Consider the following 13,539-nt stretch of genomic DNA (forward strand, 5'->3'; position numbering starts at 1 on the left):
TTATACCAAAACCAGATGGTTTCATGCTTTTTTATTGTCAATTATTATTGAATTTTCAAGGTTCATATATAGATTTTCATGTGCGAAGTTTTAGTAAGTTTATAATATTCATAAAAACCTCCAATTAAACTGTATAGATATTTTGCCTTATTAATAAAAAGAATATCATACTAAAAGAGAAGTGTAAACTGTTAAAAACAATAGGTTTACAATAAAAAATGGATTATATTTTATGATATGATAAATTAATAAATAGCATTGATTAATAAAAAGTGAATATAAACATATTACACGAGGGGGATTATTATGAAACCTAATATCATGCCAGTTTCTCTTGGCAACTACCCAACGCCAATTATTAAGCTAGAAAGATTATCAAAAGAGCTAGGCAAAAGCATATATGTTAAAAGGGATGATTACAGCGGGATTGAACTATCTGGAAACAAAACAAGAAAGCTAGAGTATTCTTTGGGTGAAGCTATTTCAAAAGGTGCTGATACCATAATTACGTGTGGAGCAGTACAATCTAATCATGCTAGAGCAACTGTTTCGGCTTGCAGAGTTCTTGGGTTGGATGTGCATTTAGTTCTTAGAACGAAGGATGGTAAAGAGCCAGAAGAAAAAGAAGGAAATAATCTTTTGGATTATATTTTTGGAGCAAAGATTACTTATCTTTCTGAGGAAGAGTTTAAAAATTATAATGAAGTTATGGAAAATATAAAAAATTCATATTTATCTGAAGGAAAAAATCCCTACTTAATTCCAGTAGGGGCATCTAATGGAGTTGGAACATTAGGATATTTTAATGGATATGAAGAGATACTTAATCAAGAAAAAAATCTCAATATAAGCTTTGATTCTATAGTATGCACTATAGGATCAGGTGGCACATTTGCAGGACTTTGGCTAGGAAACGAAATTCATAATGAATTAAAAAATATCATAGGAATATCTATAAGTGAAGGCTCTGATTATTTTAAAGAAAAAGTTCAGAATATATTAAAAGAAACATCTATCTATTTTGACATTGATTTTAAAGATATACTAAAGAAATCAGAGTCTAGTCTTGATATAGTTGGAGGATATCAAGGGGGAGGTTATGCAATTAGTACAAAAGAAGAAAGGGACTTTATAGAAGAAATAGCATTAAAAGAGGGAATTATTTTCGATCCGGTATATACAGGTAAAGCATTTAGAGGACTTGTTAGTGAAATAAAAAACGGAGGATTCCAAGACTCTGAAAATATCTTATTCATACACACCGGTGGAATATTCGGATCTTTTTCGTATCACAAATCTGATAGTTAATTTAGCGTAGACCCTCAATTAAAGTAAGCTTACTTTAATTGAGGGTTATTTATTTTAAGGAACGTTCTATTTAACTATGATAATACTATGATTAAATAATTACAATTTCTTATTTTAGGAAGATGCATTTCCAGATGAAATAATCTTTCTAATAGGCCCAATTCGATAGAGGGATTTAAAAATTATTGAGGAAATAAATGTATTCATAAAGGAAGTAGGAAGAACTACGCTAATAATAAGGATTTCTATTGGAGCTGGAAGCCCTACAAGGAAAAGAGCTGATGTCAAAAATATAACTCCACTAAAAATAGTTCCTAAAAAGCTTATGATTGATATTCTAATAATAGGATTTATTTTTTCCTTCATAAATTTTATTAATAAAAATACAAAAAAAGCAGTGAAAATTTTGTCTATTATATTTGGAAGCTGTCCAGCAGGAAAAGTAGTAGTAAGAGCAGATAATACTCCCGCAGTAACTCCGCTTAGAAACATGTTTTTAAAACTCGGATTAATCAAAATCGCCAAAAACATAAAAGTAAGAAGTAGGTCGAATTTCATTCCAAGTACTCCAGGAACAATAGTGTGAAGGACAAGCCCCATAGCAAGAAGTAAAGAAGTTGTTATCATATCTTTTGTATTCATAATTATAATCTCCTTTTCAAATATAAAATTTTGTTTATAATAATCCCATCTATGCTGCCAGTCTGTTCACAACATAAATCCACCTCCTTTTAATTTTAAAAACAAAAAAACCGTCCACTCCTATAAATAAGGAGCAAACGGTTAGGTTCGCGGTACCATCCTTCTTTAGACAAAAAATGTCTAATCTCTATCAAGCACTATCATGCTCTACCTCTATAACGTGAGGACACGGCTAAGGGTACTAGATTTCACCTCGCATCTCATAGGTCCATTCATCTATGTCAGACATACCTTATCCCACCAAACTAAGGCTCTCTGAAAAGCTAACATTAGATTACTCATCCTAATCATTGATTTGTAAATAATTATACAGATGTTTTTAAAAAAATCAATATTAATTTAAAAAATAAAGGATAATACCAAATATAAAGGCAAGGGTAAGTGCAAAAGGCATTATTTTTCTAAGTACTTTTCCCTCGGAGCCTAAGATAGATGCTGTGGTAGTTCCAAGAACAATATTTCCAGGGGCTATAGATGTCCCTATAGAGCCGCCAGCTGTTTGAGCTCCAAGTATTGAATGATAATCAAGACCTGTAATTTGAGCAGTTGCCATTTGGAAATTTCCAAACAAAATATTAGATGACATATTGCTTCCAGTCATGAAAGAGCCTAATAATCCTATAAAAGGAGATAAAAGAACATAGTTTTCTCCAAGTACCAAAGAAACACCTTGAGCCAAAACCTCTGTCTGACCATTTCCAGACATTATTCGAGACATTGATATAAGTGAGATTACAGCCATACTAGAAGGTATTGTTTTCTTAATTGTCCTAGAAATAATTTTAGTGTAGGATTTTTTTTCAATAATTCCTTTCCTAAAATAATAAATATATCCTAAAAATGCAGAAGAAAAAAGAAACATACTTGCATGAGTAAAGGGTTTGATTGGGGAGTATTTTAGAACTTCTTTATTTACAATCCCAAAACCAGTAGATGTCTGAGCGTAGCTAGGGCCATAACTAAATCCACCTAAAAAATCATTGATAGGGGATATAAGAAGAACAAAAAGAGTGATTCCAGTCATCATATAGTAAGGCATAAAGGCATCGTTTACAGAAAGGGAATCATTTTGTACTGAAGAGGAAGACTTATCTCTAATCATAATTTTACTCTCATCAATCTGCCATTCTGAACTATAAAACCTAGTTTTTGAAAGTAGAGCAATTAGAAGCATAGATATTGAACTTGGGATAAAAACAGCTAAATCTGGGTTGACTTGAGATAGAAGAACCTGACCTCCACCTTGGCAAAGGGATATTAAAATTATCCCTAAAAATCCTTTTTTAAGTCCTTTAAATCCACCATAAAAAAATGATATTGCAAAGCTTGCAGTCATATTTAATAGAAAAAGAAGAAAGCTTGTATAAAGTGCAATAAGAGCTATAGATTCTGGATTTTGTATTTCAACCTGCATTATCATTGAATTCCAGGCAATAGCTAAAGTTCCAAAGGTTCCGGCCCAACTATGACCAATAAGTGGGATTACTACAGCCCATACTGGAGCTACTCCTATTCCAATCAAAAGCGGTGCAGTAACAAGTACAGGTACTCCAAATCCAGTAACACCCTGTAAAAAACTTGCAAAAACTACGCCTATAAGTAGTATTCTAAGAAGCTCATTTGGAGCTAAAGCCTTAAATGCCTTGTTAAGCACAGAAAAAGATTTAGATTCATTACTTACTTCATATAAGAGTATAGCGCTAAAAATTATTAAAATTATACTCAGAGAATTCCAAAGAGCTTTAGAAAGCTCAACATATATCAATCCCAAATTAGCTTTAAAAAAAAGCATACTACTTAAAAATGTAACTAAAAGAGTAATTGGAGCTGCTCTTGAGGCACCAAAATGAAAGCCTATCATTAATATTAATAAAAGCAGTATTGGAAAAATTGCTAAAATCCAATAAAAAATATTTACAGGTAATTCCACTATAAAAACCGCCCTTCGTTTTATTTAAATTTATTTCAAATTTAGCTGTTGATATATTTTTAATTCTAAATAAGATATGAAGTACAAACAACTTCAGTATGAGATAAATAAATATAAAATTATTATCTTATTGAGATAAAATGTGTAGAATCTTATAATTAAAACAATAATGAAATATATTTATGTGTATAAGATACTTTGTTGAAATTTCAATTATCTAAGTTAAATTTAAAATATTTATAGTAGAAGAGTCTTGTCTAAGGGGGATGATGATAGAATTGTTTTATTATCTCGTGGAGATAATGACCTTTTATGTGGGAATTGATACTATTAAAACACGGAGACGATTAGAAATCGTTTACCTATTAAAGTGAGGTTGAAGAATATGAAATTAACTGTAGAAAAGCTTTTATCACTTGGTTCATATGAGGAAGCTCGTATAATGTCCGGACAAAGCGGGCTTTCAAATGAAGTCAAAGGAATAACCATAATGGAGGATCCAACCATAAAAAAATGGTTAAAAGGTGGAGAGGCACTACTTACTAGTCTTATCCCAATAAAAAATTATACGGATAATCAAATGGTGGATTTTTTTGATGAACTAATTGATAGAGGAATCAGTGCTTTAATTATAAAAACAGGAAAGGCTTTTGATGAAATTCCAGAAAGTCTTATCAAGTGGGGAGAAAAAAATTCTATCCCTATAATTGAAGTGCCTAAACACATATTCTATACAGACCTTATGTATCCTGCTATGGCAGAAGTGATGCAAAATCAAGTAAATAAGCTAACGTATTTTAAGAGTCTTCATGAAAGATTTAGAGATATGGCAATTAAAAACTATCCGATTAAAGATGTAATTTTAGCTTTATCTGAGATTATAGGAAATCCTGTATCTTTGTATGATTATAACTTGAACCTGGTTATGAACACTTCTAGAGATGAACCAATTATAGTACATGACAAAAAAATACTATTAAATAAAAACTTTGAAAATAACAATCAATGCTTTTATCGAAAAATATCTGTTAAAGATAATGATTTTTCAGAACTTATATTTGAAATACCCGTAACAGAAAGTGTAAAAAACTATTTAGGCGTATCAGAGTTATTTCATGAAGTGGATGCTATGAATCTTATTGCAATTGAAAATGCATGTACAACAATAGCTTTAGCTATGGTCAGAAATATAGCTGTAAAAGAAGTAGAAGAAAAATTTATGAATGATATCATAAATGACCTTATCTTCGGTCAGCAAAGCATGAGTTCATCTCTAGTAGAAAGAGCAAACTTAGCTGGAATAGACTTGTTTGAAAAATATTTTGTATCTGTACTTACTCTTGGTAAAGATATGGAAACCATAAGATATGAACTGAAAAATCATTTGGGAAATATTGTTAAAAAATATGAAGGAGCATATTCAATAAAAAATGACCATGTAATTATTATGGTTAAGAATCAAAGGCTTTCCTCATATAAAGAACTTACCCAAGATTTCATCAATGATATAAAATCCATGGAAAAGATTTTAAAAAAGAATAATCGATCGATCTCTATCAGCCTAGGAATAGGTGGAGAAATAAAGGGATATGAAAATCTTAAAAAAAGTTATGATGAGGCAATTGGAGCTATAAGGATAGGCGAAGATATTTATGGCTCTAACTTTACCTTATTTTACGATGACCTTGGGATATTTAAGATAATCAGAGATATATCTTTAAAATCTGACATTAATGACTATATTCCTAAAAGCATAATGAAAGTTATAGATACTGATAAACTCAGAAATAGAGAGTATCTAAAAACCTTAGAAGTATACCTTAAAAACAACAAAAATATTAAGCTTACCGCAAAAGAGCTTTTTATTCACCCAAAGACTGTATCTTATAGATTAGAACAGATTAAGGAAATTGGGGAGATAGACTTTGAGGATACTGACCAAATACTTGAAATACAATTTGCAATTAAAATTATAAATTTTCTCAGGAAAAAATAATAGAAAAGAGGGCTAAACTATGGAAAATAAACGTAGAGATGAGCATGATGCAGCATCTCAACATAATGGTTTTAAAGCTTTTTTAAAGAAAAAAAATATAGAAATAAGCTTCCAAAGATATCTTATAGATGCACTTTCTTTTATGGCTCTTGGACTATTTGCCACATTAATCACTGGTGTTATTTTTAGAACTGTAGGACAAAGACTAGGAATAGACTTTTTTGTAAATGTTATTGGACCAAATGCGATGGCTGTTTCTGGGCCTGGAATAGCTGTTGCTGTAGCGCTAGGACTTAAAGCTCCTCCACTGGTTTTATTTGCATCTGTGATAAATGGTTTTATAGGATACGAATTAGGTGGACCTGTAGGAGCTTTCTTGGCTGCAATTGTGGGAGCTGAATTCGGAAAGGCTGTTTCAAAAGAAACGCCTATTGATATAGTGGTTACTCCAGCAGTTACAGCTATTTTTGGATCAATTGTGGGAACTATAGTAGGTCCTGGAATAAATGAATTTATGATTGGACTTGGAGTTATTATAAACAGAGCAACAGAATTACAGCCAATACCTATGGGAATAATTGTTGCTGCAATTATGGGAATTACACTTACTCTTCCTATAAGCAGTACTGCAATAGCAATAATGATAGCAATAGCTGGGCCAGCTTCAGGAGCAGCTGTTGTTGGTGGATGCGCTCATACTGTAGGCTTTGGAATACAAAGTCTTAGAGAAAATGGCTGGAGTGGTGTTATAACACAGTCTCTAGGCTCACCCATGATACAAATAGGAAATATTGTAAAAAAACCTATATTAATGGTACCACCAACACTCACCGCCATGATACTTGGGCCTCTTGTGACCACTTTATTCAAGATGGAAAGTATTTCTGCAGCAGCAGGAACAGGGACATCAGGGCTTGTAGCTCCACTAGGAGTCCTTACAGCAATGAGCGATGCTGGATATCCTGCAGCTGAGATTTGGATTAAAATAATTATATTTTGCTTTATAGCTCCAGGAGTACTGACTTTTATAATCTCAGAGATATTCAGAAAGCTAGGCTGGATTAAAGATGGAGACTTAAAACTAGATATATAGATTGATACAAATATTATAGGAGTGATGAGATGATTTATGGACTTTTAAAAAAGAATATGTATCAGGATTCAGTGAATCTGATGCTTTTAAGTAGCAAGCTTTCAAAGCTTAAAGGAATCAACAAGGTATCTATAATGATGGGAACACCTGCAAACAAAGATATTTTTAAAAATACTAATATGTATGCTGAGGAGTTTTCAGAAGCTGGTCCAAACGACATTTGTATATCAGTAGATACTGAGGATAAAACTCTTGTAGGTATGGTTTCTGAAGAACTCGAATCCTTTATAAAGGATTTATCAGCAAAATCAAGCAGTACTAATATTCCTGTAAGCAGATCCTTAGATGGAGCAATAAACTCTCTTCCAGGAGCTAATATAGCCCTTGTTTCAATCCCGGGAGAGTATGTATACAGCGAAGTAGATAGAATTTTAGATAAAAATATAAATGCCTTTGTATTTAGCGATAACGTATCTATAGAAGATGAAAAAAAATTAAAGGAAAAGGCTCATTCTAAAGGACTTTTAGTTATGGGGCCTGACTGCGGAACAGGGATAATTTCCGGAGTGCCTCTTGCATTTGCAAATGTTGTAGGTAAAGGAAACATTGGAATAGTTGGAGCATCCGGTACAGGAATTCAAGAAGTATCTTCAATAATTGCCAGACTTGGAAAAGGTGTATCTCATGCCATTGGAATAGGCGGAAGAGATTTATCAAAAGAGATAGGAGGCGTATCAGCCTTAGATGCTCTTGATATCCTTGAAAGAGATGAAGATACAGATGTAGTTGTCTTTATTTCAAAACCTCCTGCTGAGTCAGTGAAAAATAAAGTAATAGAAAAATTCAAGTCTATGAACAAAAAAATTGTTGCTATTTTCCTAGGAGAAAAACCAGAAAAAGAAGAGGCTAATATAAAGTATGTATGGACTCTTGAAGATGCGGCTAGACAAGCAGTTCTTATTTCTGAGTTTGAATCACAGGTTTCATCCGCATTAAAATCAGTTTCTGAAAAAGTTGAAACAATAAAAAATAATGAAAAACAAAGGAAAATACAAGGTTATTTCTGTGGAGGAACACTTGCAGGAGAAGCAGCTATATTAATTAAAGAATATTTAGGTAAGATTGAAAACAACAAATCAGATGGTTTTATGCTTAATTATGATGGACATCAAATAATCGATTTTGGGGATGATATGTATACAAAGGGAAGACCCCATCCTATGATAGATCCAACTACAAGAATAAATGCAATAGAAAGCTTAATTACTAAAGAAGATGTTGCAGTAGTACTACTTGATAATGTAATAGGTTATGGTTCCAATGACGATATGGCAGGCTCACTGATAGACTCAATTGAAAAAGTAATAAATAAAAAGAAAGAAAAAAGACAAGAAATACTGTTTGTAGCTTCTGTGTGTGGAACTGAAGAAGATATTCAGGTCTACTCCTCACAAGTGGAAAAGCTTGAAGAAGCTGGAGTTATAGTATTAGAAACAAATGCTCAGGCTACATCATTTGTAACTAGATTGATTGAAAAATTGAAAAATGAAAAACAAGATGTAAAAGATAAAAAAAGTACTATGTTGACTGAAGATTTGAAGGTAATAAACATAGGCTTAGAGAGCTTTAGCGGTGCAATAAAAAAACATGAAGGTGAAGTAATACAGTATAATTGGGCACCTGTTGCAGGCGGAGATAAAAAACTTCAAAATTTACTAGCGAAATTAAATTCTTTTTAGGAGAGTGGATAATATGAATTATAAAAATATTGATGAAGCAAATAAGGCAGTAATAGATAAGATTGTGTCGTCTCAACCATACCTTGTAGATGTAGTACCTGCAAAAAGTGTCATCAAAGAACTAAATGGAAAAGTTCTTCTACATGCTGGACCTCCAATCAAATGGGAAAATATGACAGAACCTATGAAAGGTTCTTGTTATGGAGCTGCCATATTTGAAGGATGGGCCTCTAATGAAGAGGAAGCGGATAAAATGCTTTCAAATGGGGAGATAGAGTTTATACCATGCCATCACGTGGACGCTGTAGGACCTATGGGAGGAATAACATCAGGGAATATGGCAGTTCTTGTTGTAGAGAACAAGGACGAAGGAAACAGAGCTTACTGCACAATGAACGAAGGTATAGGAAAGGTTTTAAGATTTGGAGCCTATAATGATGAAGTGGTTACAAGACTTCACTGGATGAAAGATGTTCTTGGACCATCCCTTTCAAAAGCTTTAAAACTAACAGATGGGGGAATGAACTTAAATGTGGTAGTGGCAAAGGCTATTACTATGGGAGATGAGTTTCACCAAAGAAACATAGCTGCTTCAGCTCTATTTATGAAAGATATAATGCCATATCTTTTAAAGACAGATATAAGTGAAGAAAATCTTGGAGCAGTTACTAAGTTTTTAGCTGATACCGATCAATTTTTCTTAAATATAATGATGGCATTTGGAAAAGCTGTAATGGATTCGGCAAGAAAGATACAAGAAGGGACAATAGTTACAGCAATGACTAGAAATGGATATGAATTTGGAATAAGAGTTTCTGGAATGGGAGACCAGTGGTTTACCGCTCCAGTAAATATGCCTCAAGGGTTATTTTTTACAGGATATTCTCAGGAAGATGCAAACCCTGATATAGGAGATAGTGCAATAACAGAAGCTATAGGAGTCGGTGGAATGGCTATGATTGCAGCTCCAGGAGTTACAAGATTTGTAGGAGCTGGAGGCTTTGATGCTGCCCAAAGTATAAGCAATGAGATGAAAGAAATATGTATAGACCATAATCCGAATTTTTCCATACCAACATGGGATTTTAAGGGAGCTTGTCTTGGAATAGATATAAGAAAAGTAGTAGAAACAGGAATTACTCCTATTATAAATACAGGAATAGCTCACAAAAAGGCAGGAGTAGGACAGGTTGGAGCAGGAACTGTAAGAGCTCCATTAGGATGCTTTACTAAAGCATTAGAAGCACTGGTTGAAAAATATACTGGGGAAAAAAATGAAGCTTAATCCTATTTATATTAGCTTTAATATACTAAAGGAAATTAATGATGATTCTAAGATTTCTATCCATAGCAGATTTGAAACTAGTATAAACCTTAAAATAAATACTAAAATAGTTAATTTAAGCTACAATGAAAATATACTACCACCCTATGGCATTGTCTTAAGGCAAATGGATTTTCATAAAATTTTAGATAAAGTGGGTGCAGGGATAGTTCCTTGCATCCATGAAGATAATATATGCTTTGAAGATTTAAAAATTGCTCTTAAAAATACTAAAGAAATATATTATTCATCCTTAGATAAGCATGAAAATAACTTAAATCAATCAGGAGAAATCTGGAGATATCTACTTGATATCCTCATTGATTCTAAAAAACAAAACGGATTTGACTTAAGTAATGATTTCCTGATTAACCCTACAGATGATTCCTTGGAAATTGAGAAAAAAATAGAAGAGCTAGTTTCTTTTTTCAAAAAAAACAGTGATGAATCTATTATTAAGTATTTTTTAGGGAGAGGACGAGGACTTACCCCTTCTGGAGATGATTTCATTGTTGGAATTATGAGTGTATTTTCTTGTTATAAAGTATTTATGGAACCTATGGAAAAACTAAGTAATTTTATAAACAAATTTGGAAATGAATACACTAATGATATAAGTCTCAGCTTTTTAGAATCAGCATCCCAAGGATTATTTAGCAGAAATATATTAAATATTTTAAGTAATATCGAAAATGAAAAAGAAGTAAAAATAGATATAGATAACTTGCTTTATTATGGTGAAACCTCGGGAGTTGATTTATTGTTAGGAATAATATTTGCATATAAAATAATGGACAGGAGTGTTAGTATATGAGCAAGGTTATGATAGCCCTTGGAGGAAATGCATTAGGAAATACTCCGCAGGAACAGCTAGAACTTGTTAAAGAAACGGCTGTACCTATAGCAGATTTAATAGAGGAGGGTCATGCGGTTGTTTTAGCTCATGGAAATGGGCCACAGGTAGGCATGATAAATGCATCTTTTGAGACATCATCAGGGGTTGACAAAAAGATTTCAGAGATGCCATTTCCTGAATGTTCAGCTATGAGTCAGGGATATATAGGATATCATCTTCAAAATGCACTTTCCTTCGAGCTTAAAAATAGAGGAATCAACAAATCAGTAGTTTCTGTAGTAACTCAGGTAGTAGTGGATGAAAAAGATGAAGCCTTTGAAAATCCATCAAAGCCTATAGGGGGTTTTTATACTGAAGAAGAATCAAAAAGATTAGAGCTAGAAAAAGGGTATAAAATGATTGAGGATTCTGGTAGGGGTTATAGGAGAGTAGTTCCATCCCCAAAACCCGTTGATATAGTTGAAAAAGATGTTATTAAAGACATCATCAAAAGTGGACATTTAGTAATCGCAGTGGGAGGAGGAGGAATACCTACAATACAAAGAGGAAATTTACTTACAGGTGTTCCTGCTGTAATTGACAAAGATTTGGCTAGCTGTAAATTGGGAGAACTAACAGATTGCGACACACTTTTTATTCTTACTGCAGTAGAAAAAATAGCTATAAATTTTGGAAAACCTACCCAAAAAAATCTGGATAAACTAACCACTGAAGAAGCGAGAAAATATGCAGATGAAGGTCATTTTGCCCCAGGAAGCATGCTTCCTAAAGTAATGGCAGCTATTGATTTTGTAGAATCAAAAGAAGGCAGAAAAGCAATTATAACTTCCCTTGAAAATGCAAAAAAAGCTTTATTGGGAGAAACGGGAACTCTTATATCAAATATTTAAGTAAGAAAAAAGAATAATTTTATTTCTAAAAGTAAGATTCTCAAGCAAGGGTCTTACTTTTTTTAATAATCTTACCTTGAAACTTTTGAAATATAGTGATATTATAACATTGATAAATAAATATTTATGGAAGTTTGGTGAAATTCCAACGCGGTCCCGCCACTGTAATGGGGAGCTTTATACAAAGACCACTGGGTAACTGGGAAGGTGTATATAGCTATGAACCTGAGCCAGGATACGATTATTTTGCACGAATTCACGGTGAATGAATGAGGCTTTTATTTTGCTTTAATTTATTACTCCTTGCTTCTGCAAGGAGTTTTTTATTTTTATACATAAGTTTTATATAGACAATATAATATTATCCATAATAATTACAGGGGGAGAAGTATGCATTTATCAGATGGGGTTTTAAGTACTGTAGCTATCCTATCCACCTCGGCAGGAGCAGCCGGCTTGATAGGATATTCTTTAAAGGGAATCAAAGATTATGAAATACCTAGAGTCAGTATAATGACTGCAACATTTTTTACTCTTTCTATGCTCAGCATACCAATAGGTCCTAGCTCTACACATCCACTTATTGCTGGACTTCTTGGAATAATCCTGGGAAAAAGAAGCCCAATAGCTATTTTTATAGGACTACTACTTCAAGCTTTTCTTTTTGGTCATGGAGGGCTAACCACTTTGGGTGCAAATACTCTACTTGTTGGGATACCTGCTATATCTACCCACTTCATTTATCAAAAATGGGCAAAAGACAAGGTGAGTCCGTATTTTGCAGGAGGATTATTAGGAGTATTGAGTATATTTTTATGTCTTGTTCTTTTGATAGGCTTGTTATTTTTTACTGATGAAAGATATTCTCAAGGATTCTTTTCTGTTGCCAACCTATTAATAGTAAGTCATATACCTCTTATGATTATTGAAGGTTTCATGACTTCATTTGCGGTTGGATATATTATGAAGGTAAAGCCGGAAATGCTTATGGAGAGCTCAAGTGGATATGAATTATAAGATTTGGGAACCTAGAATAAAGCTAATATCTTTATTTATTGGAATGATAATATTATCAGGTATGAGAGATATCTTTTATCTTGGATTTGGATTTTTCTTAATTTTCATATTTGCTTTAATTCATGAAGTGGATTATAGGACATATATGAGAAGAATTTTCCATATGATGCCTTTTTTCATTTTTTTATTGCTTCCCCTTTCTTTAAGAGGAGGTCAAGGATTTGAAATTGAAGGATTGATGTTTGGATTAGGAATAGTCATAAAAGCATGTACTGGAATCTTAGCTATTATGATTATAGTTTCGGGCCAAGAAGAAGCAATATTTTGGTCTTCTCTTAGAAAATTAAAGGTACCTGCTAAGCTTATTACTATAATTTTTTTAACCACAAGGTATTTAGTTCTTTTTAAAGAAAAACTAAATAATTTTAGAAAAGCAGTCTATTCAAGACAGTTCCAGTCAGGATTTACATATAAGACCTTTAAAACCTATGGAGAGCTTTCAGGGGCTTTTATAGTTAAAGGATTTGACCAATCAGAAAAACTATATAAAGCGTTATGGTCTCGAGGATTTAATGGAGAAATGCCTATTTTTAAGACTTCTGAAATAAAAATATTGGACTTGGTAAAAGGTTTCTTTATAGTAGGAGTATGCCTTATACTTTGGTTTGCAGATAAGTGGTGATA

Annotated in this window: 11 protein-coding genes, 1 riboswitch and 1 other annotated feature; of the genes, 9 read left to right on the top strand and 2 right to left on the bottom strand. The window is 32.7% G+C overall.

All coding sequences use genetic code 11. The features are described 5' to 3' along the window. Window positions 1-306 precede the first annotated feature (306 nt). Window positions 307-1,308, top strand: a complete 1,002-nt coding sequence (locus J2Z35_RS02620) for a D-cysteine desulfhydrase family protein (protein WP_209659072.1) — start codon at window positions 307-309, stop codon at window positions 1,306-1,308. Window positions 1,309-1,422: 114 nt separating this feature from the next. On the opposite strand, the gene J2Z35_RS02625 is transcribed toward J2Z35_RS02620, so the two are convergent. Further along, window positions 1,423-1,950 (bottom strand): tryptophan transporter, encoded by a 528-nt coding sequence (locus J2Z35_RS02625; protein ID WP_209659074.1) that lies wholly within the window; start codon window positions 1,948-1,950, stop codon window positions 1,423-1,425. A gap of 126 nt (window positions 1,951-2,076) precedes the next feature. Then, window positions 2,077-2,310: a binding site (T-box leader), on the bottom strand. Window positions 2,311-2,344: 34 nt separating this feature from the next. Next, on the bottom strand, window positions 2,345-3,940 hold the full coding sequence (locus J2Z35_RS02630; RefSeq protein ID WP_330623342.1) for an L-lactate permease: 1,596 nt from the start codon (window positions 3,938-3,940) through the stop codon (window positions 2,345-2,347). A gap of 385 nt (window positions 3,941-4,325) precedes the next feature. Between J2Z35_RS02630 and J2Z35_RS02635 the strand changes: the two genes are divergently transcribed. The 8 genes from J2Z35_RS02635 to J2Z35_RS02670 all read left to right on the top strand — a co-directional run bounded on the left by J2Z35_RS02635 (window position 4,326) and on the right by J2Z35_RS02670 (window position 13,537). Next, window positions 4,326-5,936 (top strand): PucR family transcriptional regulator, encoded by a 1,611-nt coding sequence (locus J2Z35_RS02635; RefSeq protein ID WP_209659078.1) that lies wholly within the window; start codon window positions 4,326-4,328, stop codon window positions 5,934-5,936. A 19-nt stretch (window positions 5,937-5,955) separates the two neighbouring features. Further along, window positions 5,956-7,029 (top strand): PTS transporter subunit IIC, encoded by a 1,074-nt coding sequence (locus tag J2Z35_RS02640; RefSeq protein WP_209659080.1) that lies wholly within the window; start codon window positions 5,956-5,958, stop codon window positions 7,027-7,029. Between the two features lie 29 nt (window positions 7,030-7,058). Further along, window positions 7,059-8,768: an acyl-CoA synthetase FdrA gene (fdrA, locus tag J2Z35_RS02645; RefSeq protein ID WP_209659082.1), complete on the top strand. Its 1,710-nt coding sequence runs from the start codon at window positions 7,059-7,061 to the stop codon at window positions 8,766-8,768. Between the two features lie 13 nt (window positions 8,769-8,781). After that, the gene (locus tag J2Z35_RS02650) at window positions 8,782-10,053 is read left to right on the top strand and encodes a YlbE family protein (protein ID WP_209659083.1); all 1,272 of its coding nucleotides are present in this window, start codon (window positions 8,782-8,784) and stop codon (window positions 10,051-10,053) included. Further along, window positions 10,043-10,906 carry a DUF2877 domain-containing protein gene (locus J2Z35_RS02655; RefSeq protein ID WP_209659085.1) on the top strand — a complete coding sequence of 288 codons (864 nt, stop codon included), beginning with the start codon at window positions 10,043-10,045 and terminating at the stop codon, window positions 10,904-10,906. The genes J2Z35_RS02650 and J2Z35_RS02655 overlap by 11 nt, the downstream gene beginning before the upstream one ends. Beyond that, window positions 10,903-11,838, top strand: coding sequence for a carbamate kinase (arcC, locus tag J2Z35_RS02660; protein ID WP_209659087.1), 936 nt, complete (start codon window positions 10,903-10,905; stop codon window positions 11,836-11,838). The genes J2Z35_RS02655 and arcC overlap by 4 nt, the downstream gene beginning before the upstream one ends. A 76-nt stretch (window positions 11,839-11,914) precedes the next feature. Further along, window positions 11,915-12,098: riboswitch (cobalamin riboswitch) on the top strand. A 103-nt stretch (window positions 12,099-12,201) separates the two neighbouring features. Then, the gene (locus J2Z35_RS02665; protein ID WP_330623357.1) at window positions 12,202-12,855 is read left to right on the top strand and encodes a CbiM family transporter; all 654 of its coding nucleotides are present in this window, start codon (window positions 12,202-12,204) and stop codon (window positions 12,853-12,855) included. Next, entirely contained in the window at window positions 12,845-13,537 is a 693-nt protein-coding gene (locus tag J2Z35_RS02670) for an energy-coupling factor transporter transmembrane component T family protein (protein WP_209659091.1), read from the top strand. Before J2Z35_RS02665 ends, J2Z35_RS02670 begins: the two co-directional genes overlap by 11 nt. Window positions 13,538-13,539 lie beyond the last annotated feature (2 nt).

It is taken from the genome of Acetoanaerobium pronyense, assembly GCF_017874355.1.
Lineage (GTDB): Bacteria > Bacillota > Clostridia > Peptostreptococcales > Filifactoraceae > Acetoanaerobium > Acetoanaerobium pronyense.